Consider the following 22,839-nt stretch of genomic DNA (forward strand, 5'->3'; position numbering starts at 1 on the left):
TGCCAGCAGATTCTGGGCAGTTCCTGAAGAATGCTAACAGAGGACCCGGGGGCACGAACTGAGCCGGCGAAGCCTGGGAGGTACCGAACGTCAGTGCCCCAGCGCCACTGCCGCGACCGCGGCGGCGCCCAGCACCAGGACGGCCACGGTGCACAGCCGCATCGTCAGAACGGGCGGTGACGCGGGATCGGGTTCCCTGGCAACCTGGTGCAGGGAGCCCGACAACTGGCGGGTCCGGGCCCACACGACGCACCCCAGTACGATGGTCGCCGCGGCTGCGGCGGCCGCGCAGAGGCCCTCGTAGAACGCCCTGGAGGCTCCGCCGTCGCCGGCTGCTGCCGCGAGCCAGCCGCGCCAGACGAACAGGTCCACCACCAGCAGGGTCAGCAGGGTACGGCGCCAGGACAGTGTGGTCCGCTCGGCCTGCAGCCCCGGGTCGCGTCCGGCCAGGCTCACCTCGCCACCAGGATCAGCACGGCAAAGACGAACGCCGCCACTGCCACCACGATGGTCATGAACAGCAGCACCCGGGAGAAGGGCAGCGCCTGGTCCTGGCGCATCGCCGCTTCCATGAGGCCCCAGCGGCGGTAGGCCATGAAGGCCAGCCCGGCTCCCACCAGGGCAAGAACCACGCACAGCACGATGCGCACGGTCTGCGGGGCGATGTCCGGTGCTAGCTGGTCGATCGCCACGGCTCCTGCGAGCAGCGCAAGGGAGGTCCTGATCCAGGCGAGGAACGTCCGTTCGTTGGCCAGCGAAAACCGGTAGTCCGGTGTCTTGCCGGTCTTGCGCCACTCGGGTTCACGCATCTCTCGTCCTCCTCTTCCCGTGTGCCACCGTACCAGCGCGGCCACGGTAGATTTACAGGCATGAGCGTTCCCCCTGTGCCTTCCTCCGCACCCACCCCGCAGTCCCGCATCCTGGGCTGCCTCTTGGGCGGCGCCCTGGGCGACTCCCTCGGCTACGCGGTCGAGTTCGATTCCATCGACAGCATCCGGGCCCGGTTCGGCGCCGGGGGTCTCACCTCGTTCGGACAGCTCGACGGCGGCAGCCACTTTTCGGACGACACCCAGATGACGCTGTACACGGTCGACGGGCTGCTGGAGGCGCTCGAATGGGCGAACGGCGGCGTCGCTGCGGACGAGGCCGCCTGCCTCTGGCTGGCCTACCTCCGCTGGCTCGCCACCCAGGGAGTGGAGACGCCGTCGTCGGCACCTCTCCCCCAGCCCCGCTGGATCGACGGCCACGAGGTCCTGCGGCACCGGCGCGCCCCCGGCAACGCCTGCCTGAGCGGCCTCGCCGGTGGCGAAATGGGAACCGCTGCGCGCCCCGTGAACCCGGATTCCAAGGGCTGCGGCACAGTGATGCGCTCGGCGCCGTTCGGGCTCATTCCGCACATCAGCGAAGCCGCCGTCTACAAGCTCAGCAACGATGCCGCCCTATTGACGCACGGCCACCCGTCCGCACGGCAGAGTTCGGGGGCCTTCAGCGTGCTGATCCACCGGATCATGGCCGGGGCCGGGGTCCGGGACGCGGCGGAACATGCCCTGGCACTGGTGGAAGCTCTGCCCGACGCCGATCCCGACCTCGTGAAGCGCCTGCGCCGTGCACTGGAACAAGGAGGTGCGGTCCTCAGCCCTGAGGAACTGGTGGGGCAGTTGGGTGAGGGCTGGGTCGCCGAGGAGGCACTTGCCGTCGGGCTCTATGCGGTGCTGGCAACGGAGCAGGGCATCGGGCAGGACCCCGCCGGACACTTCCGCAAGGCGGTGGCGCTGGCCCTGAACCACAGCGGGGACAGCGATTCCACCGCCTCGATCGCAGGCAACATCCTGGGCGCCCGCTACGGGGAGGACGCCCTTCCCGGCGACTGGCTCGCCGTCCTGGAAGCGCCGGAACTGATCCGCGGCATGGGCGAGCGGCTGATCGCCGTCACCCTCGGCTGAGCGCCGCTGACCGGCACGAGGAATCCGGCCGGAAATTAATAAGCGTGCTTACTAAACGGGCGGTTCAAGGCCTAGACTCATTTCATGGAATCCCTTGAAGCGATCGGGCTGGTGCTGTCCGTCGCGGCGGCCTGGCTCGGGGTTACGCTCCTCACGCTGACGAGGATCCACCGCCCGGCCACGGCACGCCCTCGACGCAGAGTCGCTGCTCCGCCACCTGAAGCGGCCGGCCCCCCGGCCCCCAAATCGTTCCGCGCCCTTGCTGCAGAGTCCAAGGCCGCTGCTGCAGAGTCCAGGCGGTCCGTGAGTTCCAAATCAGGCAGCTACCCGCCTGTATGGCGCCGGCGGACACAGAGCCGGCCGGCAGTCGGCGGGACGGACAGGGAAGGCAGCCTGGCCCCCTAGCGAGCGCTCAGGCGCCGCCCACCATCTGCAGGAATTCCCCTTCGGAGAGCACCTCGATCTGCTGGCCCCGGCTGTGCAGTTCCAGGACGCGCTTGGCCTTTCCGGTCAGCCTGCCGCTGCGCAGGTCGTCGGCCACGAAGCCGTCGCCCACCACCAGCACCGTGGTCCGGCCGGTCACCCGGCTTTCGGGCCGCGCCCCCATTTCCGCGGCGCGCTGCTTGGCCTCGGGCCGGGCGATCGCCAGGTCGCCCGTGAACACCACGGTCTGCCCGAACAGCGGGTGGCCCGGTTCCGCCGCCTGGTTGGGAAGCGGGTTGGGGCCTTCTTCCGGCCAGGCGCCCCAGCCCCGGGTGGACTGCCCGACGGCGGCCCCTCCCGCCGCGGCCTGCCTGGTCGAGCCGGCGCCGAGCACTGCGGCGCTTCCCCGCGAGGCGATGGCGGCGAGCGTCTGCTTCGAGAGGACGCCTCCGGGACGGATGGCCTGCTGCGTCGGGACGGTCAGCCCGAGCGAGAGGTACAGTTCGGCGATGCTGTTGGCCTGGTTCCGGCGGGCGATGTCGACGAGGATGCCGGCGCAGGCCCGGGCGTCCTCCGCGGCGTCGTGGTGGTTGACCAGCGACACGCCCGCTTCCTCGGCCGCGTAGGGCAGCGAGTTGGACACCAGGGAGTAGCATCGGCGCGAAAGCATCACCGTGCAGACGTAGTCGTAGGCGGGACCTGCCAGCCCGGACACTTCGAGGCCGGAGCGGATCACGCCGAGGTCGAAGGCCGCGTTGTGGGCTGCCAGGGTGTCGTCGCCGATGAAGCCGGCGATTTCCGGGAACAACTCGCCGAAGCGCGGCGCCCCGGCGACGTCTTCGGCGCGGATCCCGTGGATCCGGGTGTTGTGGAAATCGAAGTGGTCATGGTGTTCCGGCGGACGCATCAGCCAGGATGCTTCTTCGACCACAACGCCCTTCCGGACTTTGCTCAACCCCACCGAACACGGCGATCCGCGGAAGCCGTTGGCCGTTTCGAAGTCGATCGCCGTAAAGTCCAATGCCACGTGACAAGGGTACAGGCAGCCATCCGGCCGGGACGCCAATGCATCGTTGCATCCCGGCCGGTGTCACAGCGGACCGGCTTAGGGAGTGGCCCTGCGGAGCGTGGCGTAGGACCCGGCCGCAAGCACCGCGCACACCAGCGCGGCCCAGCCGCTGATGCTCAACGGCGTCTGCTGGGCAAACCAGGCTCCGATTGTTCCCCACCACTGCAGGACCGTCGACAACGCGGCGGCGCCGATCAGCACAGCGGCACTTCCGAAACCCACGATCAGCAGGCCATTGGTCCCCCAGCGCTTGAAAACCGTAGCGAACCAGAAACCGATGATGAACATGAACATCATCGCGACGAAGAGGAAGGCACCTGTGGCGTACCACGCACCGTCGCTGATCCACGGAAGCTGGAAGAAATAGCCCTGGAGACCCCACCCGTTCGTCGCTTCCTCAAGGACCCCGCCCAGCAGGTAAATGCCGGTCATGAAGGCCGCCATCAGGGAAAACAGACCGAGCGTCCCCAGGTAGAACGCACGGCGGCTGATGCTCAGTCCTTGGGAAAACGGGAACACGAGGGTCATGCTCTGGATTCCGAGGACAAGGAAATACCAGAAGGGCGCCTGGCTGCCCCCGCCGTACTTGACTTCATCCGTCGGCACCATGGCGTAGATCGCCAGGGACAGGGCAAGCGCCCCGCCCAGGACCAGCAGGGGCGTTCCGACGTAGGCCCACTTGTTGATCAACTGCATACTGGCTACTGCCACCACCCTGCTCATCGCGGTACCTCCATGGCCTCGTCTACGGGTTTTTCAGCAGGCTTCGCGGACCATTCCGCGTCTCCCATGGTCTTGCGGACGATGAGGTGCTGCAGGGACACCGGCGAAAGGCCCAGGCCCAGTTCCTGCGCTTCCCGCCTTTCCTGCGCACTGAACACCCCTTCCATGGTGACTGACGCCAGCGAGCCCAGGGTTTCGCGGTGCAGCACGGTCCGCCCGGCGAGGAAACCGTCCACGAGCTCCGCCGTTCCGGAGACGACGACGGCCGATCCCCTGATGTTTTCGGCGTCGTCGTCGATGATGATCCGGCCGCCGTCGATCACCACCACGTGCTCCAGCAACATCGACACTTCATCGATGAGGTGCGAGGAGAGCACGATGGTGCGCGGATGCCGCGCGTAGTCCGCCACGAGGTGGTCGTAGAACAGCTGGCGGGCGACGGCGTCGAGCCCCAGGTACGGCTCGTCGAAGAAGGTCACCTCGGCGCGCGAGGCAAGGCCTATGATCACCCCGACGGCGGAGAGTTGGCCCCGGGACAGCTTCTTGATCCGCCGGTCGACCGGCAAACGGAATTCGGCGGCGAGGCGGTCTGCGAAGTCCTGGTCCCAGTTGCGGTAGAACAGCGCCGCCGACTTGAACGCATGCTTGGGCTTGAAATCGTCCGGGTACTTCTGCGATTCGCGAATGAAGCACATGCGCGACAGCACGGCGTCGTTCTCGTAGGCGCTGCCGCCGAAGACAAGCGCCTCCCCGGACGTCGGGAACGCCTGCGACGTCAGGATCGACATCAGCGTGGACTTGCCGGCGCCGTTGCGCCCGAGCAGTCCGTAGATGCGGTTCTCTTCGAATTTCAGGTCAACGGAATCCAGGGCGAGCACATCCTTGTAGCGCTTGCTCAGCTTCCGCGCTTCCACGACGATGGCGCTCACTGCACGGCCTCCTTCTCCGCCGCGCCGGCAGCGCGGGCGATCATGCCGCCGAGTTCCTGCGGCGAGATCCCCAACTTGCGCGCTTCCACCGTCAGCGGCCTGACGTACTGTTCGAAAAACTGTTCGGTCCGCCGCGCCACCAGCTTGGCGCGGGCTCCGGTGGCCACAAACATGCCGATCCCCCTTCGTTTGTAAAGAATTCCGCTGTCGACCAGGACATTGACGCCCTTGGCCGCCGTCGCCGGATTGATCCGGTGGAACGCGGCGAATTCATTGGTGGACGGCACCTGCGCTTCTTCGGCGAGGGTTCCGTCCACGATGTCGTTTTCGATCAGTTCCGCGATCTGCACAAAGATCGGCCTGCTGTCATCGATCATGCCCACCCCCGCCACGCTCCCTAGTTGGTTCATTACTTATGTAAGTAACCATACAAGGAAAGAACCAGACGTCAAGCGCCCCGCGCATCCCGGTACTCTTGAAAGGTGACCCTTTCTGCGATAAGCGACTTTGCCGTATCCACCTTGGGAGGCGCCGGCCCCGTGCAGCCGCACATGGCCTCGTTCCTCCCCGATTGGCTGAACCCCCAGGTCTTCCTGGCCGATCCTGCCCTGGCTCCGTGGGTGGTGCTGCTTGTCTGCGGCATCGTGTTCGCCGAGACCGGCCTGTTGGTGGGCTTCTTCCTGCCCGGGGATTCCATGCTCTTCACCGCGGGCCTCCTGGTGGCCACCGACACCATCAAGTTCAACATCTGGGCACTATCGGCCCTGATCATCGTGGCCGCCATCGTCGGCAACCAGACCGGCTACCTCATCGGTTCCAAGGCCGGCCCGGCGATCTTCAACAGGCCCGATTCGAAGCTGTTCAAGCGGGAGAACGTGGAGAGCGCACACGCCTTCTTCGAAAAGCACGGCGGCAAGGCCCTCATCCTGGCCCGCTTCGTCCCGATCATCCGGACCTTCGTCCCCGTGATCGTCGGCGTGGCGCAGATGGACAAGCGCAAGTTCTTCCTCTTCAACGTGATCGGGGCCGTGCTGTGGGGCGGCGGCGTCACGCTGCTCGGCTTCCTGCTGGGCGACCGGGTCCCATGGGTCCGCGACAACCTGGACATCATCTTCATCGTGATCGTCCTGATCTCGGTGATCCCGGTGGGCATCGAGGTGCTCCGCGGCGTCCTGGCCAAGCGCAAGGCCGCAGCCGAGGGCACCGATCCGGTGGAAGAGTTCATCGAGGAGCACGACGGCGGCCACCGCCGCGAGCGCTGAGCGCACCCTTAAAACCCAACGCGGGGTCACTTACGGCCCATGTTTGCTGCAAACATGGGCCGTAAGTGACCCCGCGTTGCTGTTGGCGGTCTACCTCAGCGCGTCGACGATGGACGGCAGGAGCGCCCGGAACGCATGGCCGCGGTGGCTGATGGCGTTCTTCTCCTCGGAGCTCAGCTCCGCGCAGCTGCGGTCCATGCCGCTGGGCTGCAGGATAGGGTCGTAGCCGAAGCCGCCTTCGCCGCGCGGTTCGCGCAGCAGGGTGCCTTCGAGCTGGCCGTATTCGACGACTTCGCGGGCGCTGCCGTCGCTGCCCGGAACGGCGAGCGCGGCCGCGCAGATAAACGCGGCGCCGCGGTGGCTGTCCGGCACATCGGAGAGCTGGGCCAGCAGCAGCTGGAAGTTCGCGGCGTCGTCGCCATGGCGTCCGGACCAGCGCGCGGAGAAGATCCCGGGCGCACCGCCCAGGACGTCCACCGACAGGCCGGAGTCGTCGGCGATGGCCACCAGACCGGTCGCCTCGGCGACCGCCCGGGCCTTCAGCAGCGAGTTCTCGGCGAATGTCACGCCGTCCTCGACGACGTCCGGGGCGCCCGCCGCAGCGGCGTCCACCACCTGGGTGTCGACGTCGAGCCCGGGTACCTGGCCGCGGAGCAGTTCCCGGAGCTCCCTCAGCTTGCCCTGGTTGTGGGTGGCGAGGACCAGGCGGGGCTCTCCGCTCACGGGGCCTCCGCCAGGGTTTCGCGCTGGATGGCTGCCAGCTGGGAGGTGCCCAGCAGGGCGAGGTCCAACAGGGCATTGAGTTCGTCGCGGTCGAAGGGCGCGCCCTCCGCGGTGCCCTGCACCTCCACGAACTTTCCGGAACCGGTGACCACCACGTTCATGTCGGTTTCGGCGCGGACGTCCTCCACATACGGCAGGTCGAGCATCGGCACGCCGTCGATGATGCCCACGGACACGGCGGCGATGGTGTCCGTCAGGGGCTGGGAGGATGCCGGGATGATCTTGTTCTCGCGGGCGAAGCGGATGGACTCGGCGAGCGCCACGTAGGCGCCGGTGATCGCGGCGGTGCGGGTGCCGCCGTCGGCCTGCAGGACGTCGCAGTCCAGCACGATCGTGTTCTCGCCCAGGGCCTTGGTGTCGATGATCGATCGCAGCGAGCGGCCGATCAGGCGCGAAATCTCATGGGTGCGGCCGCCGATCTTGCCCTTGACGGACTCGCGGTCGGACCGGGTGTTCGTGGCACGGGGAAGCATGGCGTACTCGGCCGTCACCCAGCCGCGGCCTTCGCCCTTGAGCCAGCGCGGGACTCCCTCGGTCAGGGAAGCCGTGCACAGGACCCGGGTGTTGCCGAACTCGATCAGTGCGGATCCTTCGGCCTGCTTGGACCAGCCGCGGGTGATGCTGATGGGCCGGAGCTGGTCGGGGGCGCGTCCGTCGGCACGGATGACGGGGGCGGTGGTGGCTTCTGAAGTCATGCCTCCAGCTTATCGTCCGGGCCCTTCCCGGATTCACGGGCTGCCCGGACCGTCCGGCCTCAGACGGTGTAGTGCACCCCCGCGACGGCGACCGCCACGTCGCCGTCGAACTCGGGCTTCGCTTCGGCCAGCACGGCCGTCTGCGAGGTCCACACCGGAATGTGGGTCAGCAGCAGGCGGCGCGCCCGGGCGGCCGTGGCTGCCTGCCCGGCGCGCTTGCCGGTGAGGTGGACGTCCTTGATGCCGTCGTCGCGGCCTTCCTCGAACGCCGCCTCGCACAGGAACAGGTCCGCCCCCCGGGCGGCGTCCTCCAGGCCCTGGCAGCTGTCGGTGTCGCCCGAGTAGGTCAGCACGCGGGTGAGCGGGGCGCCGTCCTTGCCGGGCTCGGTCACCTCAACCCGCAGGGCGTAGGCCTCCTCGACGGGGTGGTTCACGGCGTAGGGCGTGACGGTGAACGGTCCCACCTGCACCGGCTTGCGCTCGGCCCAGTTGGTGAAGTCGAATTCCTCATGCATGCCCGGGTCCAGGTCCAGCCCGTACGCGGTGGCCATGCGGTCGGCGGTAGCCGCGGGGCCCCACACGGGGATCCGGTCCCTGCCCCAGCCGCCCGGCTTCCAGCGCACGGCGACGTGCAGTCCGCATAGGTCCATGCAGTGGTCCGGGTGCAGGTGGGTCAGGAAGATCGCGTCGATGTCCTCGAGGTCGGTGTAGCGCTGGATGGCGCCGAGTGCCCCGCTGCCCAGGTCCATGACGATCTTCCACTGCCGCTCGCCGTCGTGCGCGGTGAGCAGATAGCACGACGCCGGTGAGCCGGGTCCGGGAAACGAGCCGGTACAGCCAACGATGGTCAGTTTCACCGGGAACCTCCCAGCGCGGCCCCTGCCTGGGCGTCCACGAAGTTGGAGGTCCGCGGACGCCCGCCGCCGACGCGGGCGGCTTCGAGCATTTCCGGCGTGATCCGGGCAAGGCTGCCCGTGGGGTACTGGGCTGCTACATGGTCGACGTGGCGGACGGAGAGGACTTCGGGGCCGAGGAAGCGGCGGGCCAGGGTTTCGAACTGGGCGGCGTCCCCCGTGGCCATGAAGTCGTGGGCCGGGGGTTCCCCGGCGCTGCGCTGGATGCCGTGGGTGGCGAGGGCGCGGTAGACATCCTTGGCTGTCTCTTCGGCACTGGACACGAGCGTGACGTCCTCGCCCATGACGTAGGAAATGACGCCGGTCAGCAGCGGGTAGTGCGTGCAGCCAAGCACCACGGTGTCCACGCCGGACTGCTTGAGCGGCTCAAGGTAGCTCCCCGCGGCGGCCAGCAGTTCCGGGCCCGTGGTAATGCCGGCCTCGACGAAGCTGACGAACTCGGGGCAGGCGACAGAGGTGATGGCCAGGTCCGGGGCCGCGGCAAAAGTGTCTTCGTAGGCCCGGGACCCCACCGTGGCGGAGGTCCCGATCACGCCGACATTCCCGTTCCGGGTGGCCGCGACCGCACGGCGGACGGCGGGCTGGATGACTTCGATGACCGGGATGCCGTAACGGGCCGTGTAGCGTTCCCGGGCGTCGCGCAGCACCGCGGCCGATGCCGAGTTGCAGGCGATGGTGAGCAGTTTGACGCCGGAGTCCACCAGTTCGTCCATGACACCCAGCGCGTTGGCCCGCACTTCGGCGATCGGGAGGGGTCCGTAGGGGCCGTTGGCGGTGTCACCGACGTAGAGGATGGATTCGTTGGGCAACTGGTCGATGATGGACCGTGCAACGGTGAGGCCGCCGACCCCGGAGTCGAAAACGCCGATGGGACGCGATGCCAGCCCGTCGTCGCCTGCGGTGCGCTGCTGGGGATCCCCTGCCGGAGCGTTTGCCGTGCCCGATGCTGAATTCATAATTCTTCGAGAATAAAGCACAGCCGCCGAGTGCAGCCATGCGTTGCGATCAGCGCCTCATGTCTGCTTTGTCACAGGAACAACCCTTGACAGGCCGTGCGCAGGCGCCAACTAGCGCCGGTCCATCGCTGCCATCATCGACTGCACCAGGGACTCCTGCAGCCAGGTGGTGAAGTTGTAGACCAAGGCCAGGTAGCTTTCGACGTCCTCCGCCTGGGACCAGTCCTGCATGGCGTGGACGTGGTCCGCGTCGGCCTCGTCCCGGATGTCCAGCCGCTCCGCGAGCACAAGGCGGATGTCGTTCAGCGCCATGGACCAGAGTTTCGCCTCGTCCTGGGTGAGCGTGAGCTCCTTCCGGTCAAGGCCCATCGCCGCCGCACGCAGGGCGCCGATCTTGCTCTCCCGCAGCGAGCGCTCGGTGAGCTGGCGGAACTCCAGGGAGCCGGCGTCGTCGTCCTTCATGACGTTCGGCAGGAGGCGCAGCAGGGCGCGGTCGGTAGGCTGGCGGACGTCCATGTCCAGGCCCACGAGCGCGGCGAGCGGATCCTGGTCCGCGGCCTGGCTTGGTTCGAGCATCGAAACCACGTCGTCGATCAGTCCGCGCAGCAGCTCGCGCTCGGCCGGTTCGAGGTGCCCGGTGATCCCTTTGAGACCGTATTTGAATGCCTTAGCCACGCGCGCCGCCCTTTCCGGTACCGGCACTGCTGGCCTTTTCGACGGTGGCCCACAACCCATAGCTGTGCATCGCGACGGCGTGCTGCTCCACCTGCTCCTTCGCCCCGTACGCCACGATCGAACGGCCCTTCCGGTGCACCTCGAGCATCAGCTTGTTGGCCTTGGCCTCGGGGTAGCCGAAGTAGCTCTGGAACACGAAACTGACGTAGCTCATCAGGTTGACGGGATCATTCCAGACCACCAGGTTCCAGGGGATGTCCGGCGCGGCGAGGACGGCGGTGGAGCTCTGCTCCGAGGTCTCCGTCCGTTCCTCGACATCGACGCCGATGGCAGTGGCAACGGTTGTGGTCATCTGTCCATTCTATGGGGTGGGCCCACGCCGGCGAGGGCCCCGCGTCGAAGCGAAGCGAGACGTGGGAGCCGGTGGGGACGTAGAGTGAATCCGTGAGTAGATCCACCGCCTGGGACCACCCCTGCACATCACTTTTCACCGACCACTACGAACTGACGATGCTCCAGGCAGCCCTCCACTCGGGCGCCGCGCACCGCCGTTCGGTGTTTGAGGCGTTTGCCCGGCGGCTACCGGACGGGCGCCGCTACGGCATCGTGGCCGGTACCGGGCGCCTGCTTGAGGGCATCATGAACTTCCGCTTCGGCGAGGAAGAACTGGAGTTCCTCGAACGGAACAAGGTGGTCAACAGCGAGACCCTCGACTTCCTGGCGAATTACCGCTTCAGCGGCGACGTCTGGGGCTACCCCGAGGGCGAGGCCTACTTCCCCAACTCCCCCGTGCTGATCGTGGAATCGACGTTCGCCGAAGCCTGCATCCTCGAGACGTACATCCTGTCCGTGCTGAACCACGACACCGCAATCGCTTCGGCGGCTTCCCGCATGACCAGCGCGGCCGGCGGCCGTCCGTGCATCGAAATGGGCTCCCGCCGCACCCAGGAGGAATCGGCGACGGCGGCAGCCCGCGCCGCCGTGATCGGCGGCTTCGGAAGCACCTCCAACCTCGAAGCCGGCCGCCGCTTCGGCCTCAAGACCGTAGGCACGGCGGCCCATTCCTTCACACTGCTGCATGACAGCGAACGCGAAGCGTTCGCCGCCCAGATCGAGGCATTCGGCCCGGAAACAACGCTCCTGGTCGATACCTACGACGTCGAGACCGCGGTGCGGACCGCCGTCGAGCTGGCCGGCAGCGAGCTCGGCGCCGTGCGCCTGGACTCCGGCGACCTCGTCACCCAGGCGCAGTGGGTCCGCGAACTGCTGGACAGCCTCGGCAACACCAGCACCCGGATCGTGGTCACCTCCGACCTGGACGAGTACGCCATCGCGGCGCTGCAGTCCGCCCCGGTGGACGCCTACGGCGTCGGGACCTCGCTGGTGACGGGCTCCGGGGCACCCACCGCCAGCATGGTCTACAAACTGGTCAGCCGCAGCAACGACGCCGGCGAATTCGTCCCGGTGGCGAAGGCGGCCAAGAACAAGGCCAGCGTCGGCGGCCGGAAGTATGCGCTGCGCAAGCTCGACGGCCGCGGCATCGCCACCCAGGAACTGGTGGGGATCGGGCACCCGCCCGAAGACGACGGCAACGACCGCCAGCTGCTGCAGCAGTTCATCAAGAACGGGGAGCTCCTGCCCGGCTGGACGGGTCACGACGGAGTCGTCCGGGCGCGTGAGCGTCACGACGCCGCCATGGCCGAGCTTCCTTCCGTGGTCCGCCGCCTCCAGCGCGGCGAGCCTGCGATTCCCACGGTCTACGAGGAGGACTGACATGGCACGGGCCCTGATCATCGTCGATGTCCAGAACGATTTCTGCGAAGGCGGGTCCCTTGCCGTGACGGGAGGAGCCGCGGTGGCCGGCGCCATCAGCGACTACCTCGACGCCCGGCACCAGCATTTCGACCACGTCGTGGCCACCCAGGACTGGCACATCGAACCCGGCAGCCACTTTTCCGACGATCCGGACATGGTGGACAGCTGGCCCCCGCACTGCCGTGCAGGGAGCAAGGGCGCCGAACTGCACCCGGACCTGGACAGCGAATACGTCCAGGCGTATTTCCGGAAGGGCCAGTACGCCGCGGCCTACTCCGGCTTCGAAGGCGTCCTCGCCCCGGAGGACGAGGTTCCCGTGGGCGAACGCCCCAGCGGGGCGTCGTTTGCAGAACCGGGGGACAGCGATCCCGAGGATGCCATCGGCCTGGACGACTGGCTGCAGAGCCACGACGTCGAGGAGCTCGTGGTAGTGGGCATCGCCACCGACTACTGCGTCAAAGCCACCGCGCTCGACGCCGTCCAAGCCGGCTACGCCGTCACCGTGATCGGCGGGCTCACGGCCGGCATCGCCGAGGACCTCAGCAGCACCTACGCCGAGCTGGAGGAAAACGGCGTCGAGATCGAAGAGCAGTAGCCGTTAAGCTCCGGCCGCCGGAAGCCACCCCGGCGCGGCTACTTCCGTCCGATGAACCAGTCCTGCAGCTTGCGCAGGCGGGCCTGCAGCTGCTCCTCATTGGCCTGGGCCACGGCGGGCCCGCCGCACACTTCGCGCAGTTTGTTGTGCACGACCCCGTGTGGTGTTCCGGTGCGCGCGGACCAGGCCGAAACGTTCTTGGCGAGCTCGTTGCGCAGGTCCATCAGCATGCGGTGGTCCGGGACCGCGCCCGCGGCGGCTGCCGCAAGCGGGGACTGCTTCTTCTTCCGGGATTGCTGGTCGTGCTGGCGCTGGCGCAGCAGTGTTCCGACCTGTTCGGCGTCGAGCAGCCCGGGAATTCCCAGGAAGTCCAGTTCATCTTCGGAACCGATGTCCGCCCCGGTACCGAACTCGCCGCCGTCGAACAGCACGCGGTCGAAGGAAGCCTGGGAATCCAGGGCCTCGAACTTGCCCTTTTCAAGGGAGTCGGAGGCTTTCTCCTCGCGGTTGGCCTCGGCCATCAGCGACTCTTCGGGGTTGAACAGCCCGTCCGGGTCCTCCTTCTCGGGACGGTCCAGCGCGTGGTCGCGCTCGGCTTCCATGGAGTTCGCCAGCGCCATCAATGGCGGCACCGAGGGCAGGAACACCGACGCCGTCTCTCCCCTCTTGCGGGCACGCACGAAGCGCCCCACGGCCTGGGCGAAGAACAACGGGGTGGAGGTCGACGTCGCATAGACGCCCACCGACAGGCGCGGCACGTCCACGCCTTCGGATACCATTCGCACGGCAACCATCCACCGCTTGTCGCCTTCGGAGAATTCCTCGATCTTGCTCGAGGCCTTCGAATCGTCCGACAGGATCACCGTGGGCGACTGGCCGGTGATCTTCTTCAGCTGGCCGGCGTAGGCGCGGGCGTCCTCGTGGTCGGTGGCGATGACCAGGCCGCCGGCGTCGGGCACGGTGCGGCGCACTTCGCTCAGGCGCTTGTCCGCGGCCGCGAGCACTGCGGGGATCCATTCGCCCGCCGGGTTCAGCGCGGTCCGCCAGGCCTGGGAGGTGATGTCCTTGGTCACTGCGGCCTCCCCCAGCGAGGCGGCCATTTCGTCGCCCGCGCTGGTCCGCCAGCGCATCTGCCCGGAATAGGCCATGAACAGGACGGGGCGCACCACGTGGTCCCGCAGGGCGTTGCCGTAGCCGTAGGTGTAGTCGGCCTTTGAGCGCCGGATGCCGTCGCGGTCCTCGGCGTATTCCACGAACGGGATCGGCGAGGTGTCCGAGCGGAAGGGCGTACCGGTCAGGGCCAGGCGGCGGGTAGCCGGGTCGAAGGCTTCGCGGAGGCCGTCGCCCCAGGACAGGGCCTCGCCGCCGTGGTGGATCTCGTCGAGGATCACCAGGGTCCGGGCCGCTTCGGTCTTCGCCCGGTGCAGCATGGGCTTGCTCGCCACCTGCGCATACGTCACGGCCACACCGATGAAGCCGCGGCCGTGCTGCCCGTCGGAGTTCTTGAAGTTGGGGTCGATCGCGATACCCACGCGGGCGGCGGCGTCGGCCCACTGGCGCTTGAGGTGGTCCGTCGGGGCCACGATCGTCACCCGGTTCACGGCGCCGCTGTCGATCAGCATCGAGGCGATGCGCAGCGCGAAGGTCGTCTTGCCTGCGCCTGGAGTTGCCACCGCCAGGAAGTCGCGCGGACTGGTCCGCAGGTACAGGTCCAGGGCTTCCTGCTGCCAGGCACGCAGCTTCGGGGCGGTACCCCACGCGGCGCGCTCCGGATATGCCGGGGGAAGCGAGGGGCCGCCGAAGAGTGTTTCCGTCATGCGCGGGCCCCCTGCGCGGCCGGCTGTCCTGGGGCGGTCAAGGCGGGCCGCGGCGCGGCGGCAAGGGTTCCGTTCGGTTCGGCCGACGTCGGTTCGGCCTTCTTCAGCACATGCCAGCTAAGCACAAAAACACCAATCTGTTCCGGGTCTGGTCCGGGGCGTGCCGGATCGCACGGGACCGCAGCAATCGCGGTTCCGGTGACACGGCAAGGAAAGGGGCCGGCGCGTGGTGGCGCCGGCCCTGGGAAGCGTCAGGAGAGGCGGGCGGCCCGCCTAGCGGGAGTCGCCGTCGTCGCCGGGGCGCAGTCCTTCGTAGATCTTCTTGCACTCGGGGCAGACCGGGAACTTCTGCGGGTCGCGGCCGGGAGTCCAGACCTTTCCGCACAGGGCGATCACCGGCTCGCCGGTCAGCGCCGACTCCATGATCTTTTCCTTGCGGACGTAGTGGGAGAAGCGCTCCCGGTCGCCGGGTTCCACTTCCTGGCGCGTTTCCTCGCGCTCAATGGTGGCCGTGGATGAGCCGGCTCCGGAAAGTTCGCGCATTGGATCGTTCTCGAAGGGGTCCGGAGGCAGGGTCGTCATGCCATCCATCTTAGCCGCTACAGGCCCTGCCACTTCGGCTTGCTCTCGAAGGCGTGGCGGTAGTAGTCCGCCAGCTTCAGGGATGAGGCCGCCGCTTCGTCGATCAGGATGGTCGCGTGCGGATGCAACTGCAGCACCGATGCCGCGCAGATCGCCGCCACCGGGCCCTCCACGAAGTCGCACACCGCCTGGGCTTTCCGGGCACCGGTGGCGATGAGGATCACGTGCCGGGCGTCCATGATGGTGCCAAGGCCCTGGGTCACCACGTGGTGCGGCACGTCGTCGATGCTCCCGAAGAAGCGCGCGTTGTCCTTCCGGGTCTGTTCGATGAGGGTCTTGATCCGCGTCCGAGACACCAGCGAGGAGCCCGGCTCGTTGAAGCCGATGTGCCCGTCCGTGCCGACGCCGAGGATCTGCAGGTCCACGCCGCCGCGTTCCCGGATGGCGTCCTCGTAAGCCGCGCAGGCCGCCGGGAGGTCCTCCGCTGTTCCGTCTGGGCTGTGGACGTTGGCGGGATCGATGTTCACCCGGTCCGTGAACTCCCGGCGGATCACTTCGCGATAGGACTCGGGGTGGCCGGGTTCCAAGCCGACGTACTCGTCCAGGGCGAAGGCGTGGGCATTGCTGAAGTCCAGCCCCTCCTCGTTGTGCCGGCGGGACAGCTCGTCGTAGACCGGCAGGGGCGAGGAGCCTGTTGCCAGGCCCAGGACCGCGTCGGGTTTGCGCCGCAGGAGTTCCTCAATGGCGTCCGCCGCGAGCCTGCCGATCTGCCTGTTTCCCGGCAGGATGACAACTTCCATTCTTCACGGCCTTTCTGCGCTGGCGCACCCGGAAACGGGGCTCTCCCTTGAGGCTATGCCATGCCGGGCCGCTTTCACCTGTTGTTGGCGAGCAGGGCGAACATTTCCGGCCCGCGAACATCCAGCCAGCGGCCGCCCAGCCTGATCCCGGCCACGAAGAGGGCCAGGCCGAGCACCGTCCCGGCTGCCAGGCCGATCCAGCCGAACACGGTGCTGCCGGTTGCTGCCTGCGCGGCCACCATCGCGATCTCCGGGAGCAGCAGCACACCCATGGCGGACATTCCGGCGAACTGGACCAGCAGGGTCTGGGTGACGTTGCCCGGCGGCTTCTTGAAGGGGCTCTCCCCCGGCACCGGGACGGCGCTGGTCCAGCGGGCCGAAACCACGGACGCGAGGCCAAGGCCGGTGAAGAGCGCACCCAGCGAGGAGCCGAGGATGTTGGGCAGCCACTCCCAGCGCCCCGTCAGCGCGATGGAGCCGGCCGCGAACAGCAGTACCAGCGGGAGGGCAAAGACCAGGCAGGCGAGGGCGCGGCCCAGACGGTCATCCCGGCCCCGGACGCCCGTGGCAAGGTGCAGGGCGAAGGCCGTGTTGTCGTAGGAGACATCGGCCGAAATGGACCAAGCCAGCAGGAACGCGGTCAGCGGTGCCACCGTGAGGAGCACGTCATGGTTCCCGCTCTGGCCGCCGGCGAAGTAGAGCAGCACCGGCATCAGGGGCACGATCACCAGCGACCCGGCGTAGCGCGGGTCGCGTATCCAGTAGGTCAGCGAGCGGGCCGCCACCGCGCCCGCCGGAGTGGCGGGGAAGAGCGCGAACAAGCCTGCTTTGCCGGCCTTCCTGCTGCCGCCGCCCCCGTAGGGCGGGGTGACCATGGCCCGCTTCAGGAGCAGGTACCAGGCGCCGCAGAGCGCCGCGAGGGACCCCAGGGCGACCAGCAGCTTGGCGGCCGCGCCCGCGGGATTGCCGGCGTCGAGCTCCCCGCCCAGCGACCAGGCGGCGCCGAGCGGCGTCCAGGAAACGGCTTCGGCGAGGCCCGGCAGGTAGTCCCTGCTGTCCCGGACGCCCTGGACCACCGCCGTCACGATCGGTCCGGCCAGCACCAGGGGCACGACGAAGACGATGCTGCTGATGTCCTTGAACCGCCGCGAGGCGAGGAGGCTGGCCACCGCCGTCGTCACCAGCTTGGACGCAACCACGCAGCTCAGCACCCCCAGCACGGCTCCAAGCAGGGCGCCGGCAGCCGCCGGGAAGCCGCGCGACCAGGTCGCCACGGTGGCGAGCGACGCGAGCAGGGTCGCGATCCCGGGCAGGCCCAGCAATCCGGCCAGGGCCAGGCCCGGAAGCAGGTCCCGCATGGGAATCGCGGAGGTGGTGAAGCGGCTGGGATCCAGCGTGAGGTCGGCCGCAGAAGCGACAAGCGGCACCACCGCCCAGCCGGTCATCACCAGAGCGCCGCCCAGCACGACGACGGTCTGCGCCGTCAGCGGATCAGCCCACCGCAGTGCCACCAGCCCGACGACGCAGCTCAGCACCACGCCCGCCGCGTAGAGCGCGCCGACGGCGATGCCGACGATCTGCCAGGGGCTGCGGCGGAAGCCGTTGAGCAGCAGCCGCCACTTCAGGCTCAGAAGGTGCGCAACCATTCGAGCCCTCCGGTACGCGTGCCGCCTCCCACAAGCGCGACGAAACGGTCTTCCAGCGAGGCGCCGGCCCGAACCTCGTCAACCGTCCCGGCAGCCAGCACCCGGCCGGCCGCCACCACGGCCACGTGGTCGCACATACGCTGGACCAGGTCCATGACGTGGCTGGAGACGATCACCGTGCCGCCCGAGGCGACGTACTGTTCCAGGATGCCGCGGATGTTCGCGGCGGACACCGGATCCACCGATTCAAACGGTTCGTCGAGGACCAGCAGCCGGGGCGCATGGATCAGGGCGGAGGCGAGGGCGATCTTCTTGCGCATGCCGGCCGAATAGTCCACCACCAGGGTTCCGGCGTCCTTGCCCAGGTCCAGCGCCGCGAGCAGGTCCTGGACGCGGGACTGCACCACCGCCCGGTCCATTCCGCGCAGCAGGCCCGCATAGCTGACCAGTTGTTCCCCGCTCAGGCGGTCGAACAAGCGCACGCCGTCCGGCAGGATGCCCATGAGCTTCTTCGCCTCAAGCGGGTGCTCCCACACGTCCACGCCGTGGATGAAGGCCGTTCCGAAGTCCGGCCTCAGCAGCCCCGTGGCCATGGACAGCGTGGTGGTCTTCCCGGCACCGTTCGGGCCGACGACGCCGTAGAAGGAGCCGGCGGGGACGTCCAGGCTGATGCCGTTGACGGCGATCTTGTCGCCGAAGCGCTTGGCCAGGCCCCGCAGTGCCAGGGCCGGCACCGGGGGCGCCGGGGAGGGATTCGGGGCAGGGTAACCGGGACCAGGGGCGCTCATTCTGCCAGCGTAACCCCGGCCGAATTCCAGCGCAGTCATCCGGCAGGACGAACTCCCGGAGCCGTCAGGCGGCCGGATCATCCGAAGGGACTACCTGTCCGAGGACCACCATCCCGAAAAGCGGGGCGGCCGCCGTCGCCGTTGGGCAACTCGGGTCAGAACAGCACGCGGGCGAGGCCCTGCCGCGCTTTGGCCACCCTTTCGTCTGCAACACCGACGACGTCGAAGAGTTCCAGCAGCCGCACGCGTGCGGTTTCGCGTTCGGCACCGAAGTTGCGGCCGATGAACGCGATGATGCGGTTGAAGCCGTCGTCGATGTGTCCGCCGGAGACGTCGAGATCGGCGATGGCGAGCTGGGCGTCGAGGTTGTCCGGTTCCTGCGCGGCCTGCTGGCGAAGGGCCTCGGCCTGCGGAGCGGAAATCGATTCGAGCCGGCCCATCAGTTCCACCTGGGCGAGCCCGGCCTTGGCTTCACGGTCGGCCGGCTGTTCGGCAAGTGCCTGCCGGTACGCCTGCGCAGCCGCGGCATAGTCGCCGGCTTCGATAGCGTCGAAGGCTGCCTGGTGCAGGGGCGGCACCGGCGCTTCCTGCGGCGCCGCGGACTCACCGCGGACGCTGCCGGTCACGCCGTTCTCCGCGGCGACCTTCAGCAGTTCGTCCAGGAGCGCGCGGATTTCATGCTCCGCGGCGGGTCCCTGGAACAGCGGGAGGGGCCGGCCCTTCAGGACGGCAACGGCGGTGGGAACAGCCTCGATCCGGAAGGCGTCGGCCAGTTGGGGGAACGCGTCGATGTCGGCCGCCGCGAGGACGATCCGTCCGTCGTAGCTCTCGACGACGCTCTCCAGGCTCTGCAGCAGCGTGTCCGACTCCGGCGAGTACCGGGCCCAGAGCAGGAACAGCACGGGGATCCGCGCCGAAAGCTCCACCAGGTCCTGGAAGTTCGCCTCGTTGGCGTCCACGCGGAGGGGGCGCAGGGTCCCCTCCGCCGCCGGGTCCTGGGCTCCTCCGTCACGGCCGGGAGCAGCCGCGCCGTTGCCCTGGACGGGAGGCGCGGGCGGCGGTGCGGCCGGTCGCCGCAGCGCGGAAAGGTCGACGGCGCCGCGGAGGTTGAGCTGGCTGGCGGCGGCCGGGGAAACGGGTCGTGATCCTGGCGAACTCATAGTGTCCACTCTAGCTGTTTCACCGGCCGCCACTTCGCCTACTTGAAGCTGGCTGCCACCAGTCCGCGGAAGGCCGCCACGAGCTTCATCGGATCGTTGGATCCTGCCGGCGGGACGTAGATGGCCACGGACTCGGCGAAGGTCTGCGAGAGGCCCACCTTCGTCGATTCACCACCGGCCAGGACGGCCGCCGCCTTGTCGGCGATCAGCGTGTCCCCTTCGGCCTTGGGCGTGGTGGTGAACCCGAAGTCCAGGCGGCCCAGCACCAGCGCGCCGCCGTCGGAGGTGCGGAACACCAAGGTGTCGGCCGGAACCGGGGTGTGCGTGAACTTGAAGGTTCCGCTGCTCCCTGCCTTCACGGCGTCGGCCTGGTAGTCCAGGACGTCGGCGATGTACGGCGAACCCGTGCCCTCCACGAGCTTGCCCTTGAAGGCGGAATCCGGCTTGGTGAGCCGGTCTGCCAGGGCGGCCATGGCTTCGGTGCCGCTGTAGGCCAGTCCGGCCTTGTCGCCGGCGGCGGACTGCTGGGTCCCGCCGAGCGGGATGGCGGGGAAGGAGGTGCCCGGCTGCAGCGGGGCAGTGGCCAGGAGCTTGTAGTTCTCCCGCGGCGCCGCCTGGCGCAGGGTCAGCACCTGGGGCACCACGTTTCCGTCGCCCTGGGTGACGGCGACGACGGTGCGCGGCCAGGTGCGCTGGGTGGTCACCACGCTGCCAAGCAGCTTGCTGGCGCGCACGGGCATGCGTGCCTGGTGGCTGGCCACTTTGGCGCGGATCTTGTAGTTCTGGGTCCGGACGAGCAGCTCGGTGGCGTCGACGCGGGTCTTCAGCTTCGCGGCGTCGCGGGCTGCGTCACCGGCCGAGACGGCGTTGGCGACCTGTTCCAGAATGCGCTTGAGCTGGGCATCCACCAGGACGGGCACCTCGGCCTCACCGGAAGCGTCCTGCGACGGGGACGGCGAGGGGCTTTCGGCGGCCTGGGCGCCTGCGAGCGAGGTCCCTGCGAGGGCTGCGGTGAGGGCACCGGCCACCAGGATGCGCAGGGCGGTGGTGCCGCCCTTCTGCTGCGGAGCCTGCCCGCCGGGGGCCTGGTTCCCGAGGACCGGATCGGCGGCCGTCTCCGGCGTGCCGTTTCCGGTACCGCGGCCTGGGCCGCCGTTTCCGCCGTTCCGCGCACCGAGGAACCTGGCGAGCAGGGGCAGTGCGGCACCGGCTGCGATGAGGACGGAGCCGAAGAGGATGAGCGGGACGGCCCACGGCATGTAGGTATCGTTCGGGTACGTCACGGAGATAGACGCCGGCGCGGGCTTCGTGCCGTCGCTGGCGAGCAGGAGCGTCCATTCGCCGTCGGCTGGCGGGTTCCAGGAGTACTCAAGCTGTCCGCTGGCGCTTTCGGTCTCGACCCAGAGGTCGGATCCGGCTGGCGCCGGCGCGGTCGCGTCGCCTTCGGTGTTGGTGATCTGGAGCGACTTGCCGTCTTCGGAGACCCCGGTGACCGTGTTGTGGGCGGTCTTGCCTACCCAGCCGTCGACGTCGTCGGGCCGGCCGACAGCCAGCACGAAGTTGCCGTCACCTTTGATGGTGATCCGGCTGGGCCCGCCCTTGTGGTCCAGGAGTTCTTGCCCGATCACGGTCAACGGGGCGGCTTTCGTGTCGCCGGGAGCAGACGCGGTCACGGTGTCGGCAGGAGCCCAGAAGGTCAACTGGCCGATGCCGGCCAGCAGTACCAGCAGGCCCAGCAGCGCCAGGGAGGCTGCAGTCTTCAATCGCACAGGAATACCAATCATCAGCGGTCGTTGAGCTTTAAGGGTAACCGTTTTGTTACCCAACGGTCGGCTCGGGGGCTGGCCGGCCCGGCCCCGGATTCCCCTCCGTGGCGGGCCAAAACCGCAGATTCATGCTGCTGGTAGGGTGACGAACAACATTGGAATCGGCTTTGCCTGCGGGGCCGCACGGAATGCAAAGGCAGTAGAAGCACGTGAATGAGCAGAAGTCTCCGACGCCTCCCGGACCGTCCGGCGAACCGGACGGTACAGCCCAGGCGGCGAGCGGCCGGCCGTCGAAGGCGGGCATGTTCAGCGTGGTTGCCCGCCGGCTCCGCCAGCCCATTCCCGGCGCCCAGCCCAGGGTGCGGTTTGAGATGCCCCCGGAGCTCGAGAACGGCGATCATGCGGCGCTCGACGACGGCGACGACCGCTTCGGCTCCCCCGGACCCCGGATGTCCGCGCAGCACCCGCTGTACCTGGGATTCATGGGCACCGCCGGCGTCGGCGTCGCCCTCCTGCTCTTCTACATCGGCACCCACACGGCCCAGCTCCTGCTGTGGATCGTGACCGCCCTTTTCATCGCGCTGGGCCTGGATCCGGTGGTCCGCTGGCTTGAAAGCCAGAAGGTTCCGCGGCCCGCGGGCATCCTGCTGTCCGTCGGGGTGCTGGCCGCGGCCGTCGCAGGGTTCTTTGCCACCCTGATCCCCACCATCGTCGAGCAGGTCACGGAGATCGTCCGCCAGGCGCCCACCTGGATCCGCGACTTCCTGGACTCCGAATTCTTCCGGACCCTGGACAGCCAGTTCGGCGTGCGGGACCGGATCAGCGAGGAGCTCGACAAGTTCGTCAAGAACCCCGACGCCATGGGCGGAATCTTCGGCGGCGTCGTGGGCTTCGGTTCCACTGTTGCGAACAGCCTCTTCGGCGCGTTGATCGTCCTGGTGCTCAGCCTCTACTTCCTGGGCGCCCTGCCCGCCATGAAGAAGTGGGCATACCGCCTGGCCCCGCGCTCCCGCCGCCCCCGGGTCGAGGCCCTCTCGGAGGAGATCACCCGGTCAGTGGGCAACTACGTGATCGGCCAGGCCTGCGTTGCCCTGCTCAACGCCCTGTTCGCGTTCATCGTCATGACCATCCTCGGCGTTCCGTTCAGCGTCCTGCTGGCCTTCGTGGTGGCCCTGCTCGCGTTCATTCCGCTGGTGGGCGGCATGATCGCCGCGGTGGTGGTGATCCTGGTATCCCTCACCCTGGGCTGGCAGACCGCGGTGATCTACGCGATCTGCTATTTCGCCTACCTGCAGTTCGAGGCCTACTTCATCTCGCCGCGCATCATGCAGCGCGCGGTTGCGGTACCTGGCGCCGTCGCCGTCATCTCGGTGATCGCGGGCGGCAGCCTGCTGGGCGTGCTCGGGGCGCTCATCGCCATTCCCACCGCCGCGGCGACCATGCTGCTCATCAAGGAAGTCTTCATCGTCCGCCAGGACCGGCACTGAAGCAGGCCCGC

The 22,839-nt window shown here is 68.4% G+C and carries 24 protein-coding genes; 5 read left to right on the forward strand and 19 right to left on the reverse strand.

All coding sequences use genetic code 11. The features are described 5' to 3' along the window. Positions 1-90: 90 nt before the first annotated feature. The gene (locus D3654_RS09625; protein ID WP_245413166.1) at positions 91-456 is read right to left on the reverse strand and encodes a DUF202 domain-containing protein; all 366 of its coding nucleotides are present in this window, start codon (positions 454-456) and stop codon (positions 91-93) included. Next, the gene (locus D3654_RS09630; protein ID WP_120521284.1) at positions 453-809 is read right to left on the reverse strand and encodes a YidH family protein; all 357 of its coding nucleotides are present in this window, start codon (positions 807-809) and stop codon (positions 453-455) included. Before D3654_RS09630 ends, D3654_RS09625 begins: the two co-directional genes overlap by 4 nt. A gap of 60 nt (positions 810-869) precedes the next feature. Between D3654_RS09630 and D3654_RS09635 the strand changes: the two genes are divergently transcribed. Next, positions 870-1,943 (forward strand): ADP-ribosylglycohydrolase family protein, encoded by a 1,074-nt coding sequence (locus D3654_RS09635; RefSeq protein ID WP_120521285.1) that lies wholly within the window; start codon positions 870-872, stop codon positions 1,941-1,943. Positions 1,944-2,355: 412 nt separating this feature from the next. Here the strand turns inward: D3654_RS09635 and D3654_RS09640 are convergent, their stop codons facing one another. The 4 genes from D3654_RS09640 to D3654_RS09655 form a co-directional block, all read right to left on the reverse strand. Further along, complete coding sequence (locus D3654_RS09640; RefSeq protein ID WP_120521286.1) at positions 2,356-3,393, reverse strand: 3'-5' exonuclease; 1,038 nt, start codon at positions 3,391-3,393, stop codon at positions 2,356-2,358. Between the two features lie 78 nt (positions 3,394-3,471). Further along, positions 3,472-4,131, reverse strand: a complete 660-nt coding sequence (locus tag D3654_RS09645; RefSeq protein ID WP_245413167.1) for a hypothetical protein — start codon at positions 4,129-4,131, stop codon at positions 3,472-3,474. A 23-nt stretch (positions 4,132-4,154) separates the two neighbouring features. Next, on the reverse strand, positions 4,155-5,087 hold the full coding sequence (locus D3654_RS09650; protein WP_120521288.1) for an ABC transporter ATP-binding protein: 933 nt from the start codon (positions 5,085-5,087) through the stop codon (positions 4,155-4,157). Beyond that, positions 5,084-5,464, reverse strand: a complete 381-nt coding sequence (locus D3654_RS09655) for a GntR family transcriptional regulator (protein ID WP_120521289.1) — start codon at positions 5,462-5,464, stop codon at positions 5,084-5,086. The genes D3654_RS09650 and D3654_RS09655 overlap by 4 nt, the downstream gene beginning before the upstream one ends. Before the next feature lie 120 nt (positions 5,465-5,584). Between D3654_RS09655 and D3654_RS09660 the strand changes: the two genes are divergently transcribed. Then, positions 5,585-6,349 carry a DedA family protein gene (locus D3654_RS09660; RefSeq protein ID WP_120521371.1) on the forward strand — a complete coding sequence of 255 codons (765 nt, stop codon included), beginning with the start codon at positions 5,585-5,587 and terminating at the stop codon, positions 6,347-6,349. Positions 6,350-6,439: 90 nt separating this feature from the next. Here the strand turns inward: D3654_RS09660 and rdgB are convergent, their stop codons facing one another. The 6 genes from rdgB to clpS all read right to left on the reverse strand — a co-directional run bounded on the left by rdgB (position 6,440) and on the right by clpS (position 10,724). Beyond that, positions 6,440-7,072 carry an RdgB/HAM1 family non-canonical purine NTP pyrophosphatase gene (gene rdgB / locus D3654_RS09665; RefSeq protein ID WP_120521290.1) on the reverse strand — a complete coding sequence of 211 codons (633 nt, stop codon included), beginning with the start codon at positions 7,070-7,072 and terminating at the stop codon, positions 6,440-6,442. Continuing rightward, entirely contained in the window at positions 7,069-7,827 is a 759-nt protein-coding gene (gene rph / locus D3654_RS09670; RefSeq protein WP_115789341.1) for a ribonuclease PH, read from the reverse strand. The genes rdgB and rph overlap by 4 nt, the downstream gene beginning before the upstream one ends. Before the next feature lie 59 nt (positions 7,828-7,886). Beyond that, entirely contained in the window at positions 7,887-8,684 is a 798-nt protein-coding gene (locus tag D3654_RS09675) for an MBL fold metallo-hydrolase (RefSeq protein ID WP_120521291.1), read from the reverse strand. Next, positions 8,681-9,697 carry a glutamate racemase gene (gene murI / locus D3654_RS09680; RefSeq protein WP_120521292.1) on the reverse strand — a complete coding sequence of 339 codons (1,017 nt, stop codon included), beginning with the start codon at positions 9,695-9,697 and terminating at the stop codon, positions 8,681-8,683. The genes D3654_RS09675 and murI overlap by 4 nt, the downstream gene beginning before the upstream one ends. 111 nt (positions 9,698-9,808) lie before the next feature. After that, positions 9,809-10,372: a DUF2017 domain-containing protein gene (locus D3654_RS09685; RefSeq protein WP_120521293.1), complete on the reverse strand. Its 564-nt coding sequence runs from the start codon at positions 10,370-10,372 to the stop codon at positions 9,809-9,811. Continuing rightward, the gene (gene clpS, locus D3654_RS09690) at positions 10,365-10,724 is read right to left on the reverse strand and encodes an ATP-dependent Clp protease adapter ClpS (protein WP_120521294.1); all 360 of its coding nucleotides are present in this window, start codon (positions 10,722-10,724) and stop codon (positions 10,365-10,367) included. Before clpS ends, D3654_RS09685 begins: the two co-directional genes overlap by 8 nt. A gap of 92 nt (positions 10,725-10,816) precedes the next feature. On the opposite strand from clpS, the gene D3654_RS09695 reads away from it, so the two are divergent. Both D3654_RS09695 and D3654_RS09700 read left to right on the forward strand, forming a co-directional pair. Next, positions 10,817-12,145, forward strand: coding sequence for a nicotinate phosphoribosyltransferase (locus tag D3654_RS09695; protein ID WP_120521295.1), 1,329 nt, complete (start codon positions 10,817-10,819; stop codon positions 12,143-12,145). 1 nt (position 12,146) lies between these two features. Further along, positions 12,147-12,782, forward strand: a complete 636-nt coding sequence (locus D3654_RS09700) for an isochorismatase family protein (RefSeq protein ID WP_120521296.1) — start codon at positions 12,147-12,149, stop codon at positions 12,780-12,782. A gap of 38 nt (positions 12,783-12,820) precedes the next feature. On the opposite strand, the gene D3654_RS09705 is transcribed toward D3654_RS09700, so the two are convergent. The 7 genes from D3654_RS09705 to D3654_RS09735 form a co-directional block, all read right to left on the reverse strand. Continuing rightward, positions 12,821-14,599, reverse strand: a complete 1,779-nt coding sequence (locus D3654_RS09705; protein ID WP_120521297.1) for a DEAD/DEAH box helicase — start codon at positions 14,597-14,599, stop codon at positions 12,821-12,823. A gap of 273 nt (positions 14,600-14,872) precedes the next feature. Beyond that, complete coding sequence (locus tag D3654_RS09710) at positions 14,873-15,190, reverse strand: DUF3039 domain-containing protein (protein WP_120521298.1); 318 nt, start codon at positions 15,188-15,190, stop codon at positions 14,873-14,875. An 8-nt stretch (positions 15,191-15,198) separates the two neighbouring features. Further along, positions 15,199-15,981 (reverse strand): glucosamine-6-phosphate deaminase, encoded by a 783-nt coding sequence (gene nagB / locus D3654_RS09715; protein WP_120521299.1) that lies wholly within the window; start codon positions 15,979-15,981, stop codon positions 15,199-15,201. A 74-nt stretch (positions 15,982-16,055) separates the two neighbouring features. Then, positions 16,056-17,627, reverse strand: coding sequence for a transporter (locus D3654_RS09720; protein ID WP_120521300.1), 1,572 nt, complete (start codon positions 17,625-17,627; stop codon positions 16,056-16,058). Beyond that, positions 17,609-18,415 carry an ABC transporter ATP-binding protein gene (locus D3654_RS09725; protein ID WP_120521301.1) on the reverse strand — a complete coding sequence of 269 codons (807 nt, stop codon included), beginning with the start codon at positions 18,413-18,415 and terminating at the stop codon, positions 17,609-17,611. The genes D3654_RS09720 and D3654_RS09725 overlap by 19 nt, the downstream gene beginning before the upstream one ends. A gap of 155 nt (positions 18,416-18,570) precedes the next feature. After that, positions 18,571-19,575 (reverse strand): tetratricopeptide repeat protein, encoded by a 1,005-nt coding sequence (locus D3654_RS09730; protein WP_120521302.1) that lies wholly within the window; start codon positions 19,573-19,575, stop codon positions 18,571-18,573. A 38-nt stretch (positions 19,576-19,613) separates the two neighbouring features. After that, positions 19,614-21,359, reverse strand: a complete 1,746-nt coding sequence (locus D3654_RS09735; RefSeq protein ID WP_120521303.1) for a DUF8094 domain-containing protein — start codon at positions 21,357-21,359, stop codon at positions 19,614-19,616. Between the two features lie 284 nt (positions 21,360-21,643). Between D3654_RS09735 and D3654_RS09740 the strand changes: the two genes are divergently transcribed. Next, positions 21,644-22,828: an AI-2E family transporter gene (locus D3654_RS09740; protein ID WP_120521304.1), complete on the forward strand. Its 1,185-nt coding sequence runs from the start codon at positions 21,644-21,646 to the stop codon at positions 22,826-22,828. Positions 22,829-22,839 lie beyond the last annotated feature (11 nt).

This window comes from Arthrobacter celericrescens (assembly GCF_003614925.1).
In the GTDB taxonomy this organism is placed as follows: Bacteria; Actinomycetota; Actinomycetes; order Actinomycetales; family Micrococcaceae; genus Arthrobacter; species Arthrobacter celericrescens.

Coding starts and splice junctions, on each gene's coding strand:
- D3654_RS09735 (WP_120521303.1), bottom strand. CDS start 21,359: ATGATTGGTATTCCTGTGCGATTGAAGACTGCAGCCTCCCTGGCGCTG.
- D3654_RS09655 (WP_120521289.1), bottom strand. CDS start 5,464: ATGATCGATGACAGCAGGCCGATCTTTGTGCAGATCGCGGAACTGATC.
- D3654_RS09645 (WP_245413167.1), bottom strand. CDS start 4,131: ATGCAGTTGATCAACAAGTGGGCCTACGTCGGAACGCCCCTGCTGGTC.
- nagB (WP_120521299.1), bottom strand. CDS start 15,981: ATGGAAGTTGTCATCCTGCCGGGAAACAGGCAGATCGGCAGGCTCGCG.
- D3654_RS09630 (WP_120521284.1), bottom strand. CDS start 809: ATGCGTGAACCCGAGTGGCGCAAGACCGGCAAGACACCGGACTACCGG.
- D3654_RS09720 (WP_120521300.1), bottom strand. CDS start 17,627: ATGGTTGCGCACCTTCTGAGCCTGAAGTGGCGGCTGCTGCTCAACGGC.
- murI (WP_120521292.1), bottom strand. CDS start 9,697: ATGAATTCAGCATCGGGCACGGCAAACGCTCCGGCAGGGGATCCCCAG.
- rph (WP_115789341.1), bottom strand. CDS start 7,827: ATGACTTCAGAAGCCACCACCGCCCCCGTCATCCGTGCCGACGGACGC.
- D3654_RS09730 (WP_120521302.1), bottom strand. CDS start 19,575: ATGAGTTCGCCAGGATCACGACCCGTTTCCCCGGCCGCCGCCAGCCAG.
- D3654_RS09740 (WP_120521304.1), top strand. CDS start 21,644: ATGTTCAGCGTGGTTGCCCGCCGGCTCCGCCAGCCCATTCCCGGCGCC.
- D3654_RS09705 (WP_120521297.1), bottom strand. CDS start 14,599: ATGACGGAAACACTCTTCGGCGGCCCCTCGCTTCCCCCGGCATATCCG.
- clpS (WP_120521294.1), bottom strand. CDS start 10,724: ATGACCACAACCGTTGCCACTGCCATCGGCGTCGATGTCGAGGAACGG.
- D3654_RS09700 (WP_120521296.1), top strand. CDS start 12,147: ATGGCACGGGCCCTGATCATCGTCGATGTCCAGAACGATTTCTGCGAA.
- D3654_RS09710 (WP_120521298.1), bottom strand. CDS start 15,190: ATGGATGGCATGACGACCCTGCCTCCGGACCCCTTCGAGAACGATCCA.
- D3654_RS09725 (WP_120521301.1), bottom strand. CDS start 18,415: ATGAGCGCCCCTGGTCCCGGTTACCCTGCCCCGAATCCCTCCCCGGCG.
- D3654_RS09635 (WP_120521285.1), top strand. CDS start 870: ATGAGCGTTCCCCCTGTGCCTTCCTCCGCACCCACCCCGCAGTCCCGC.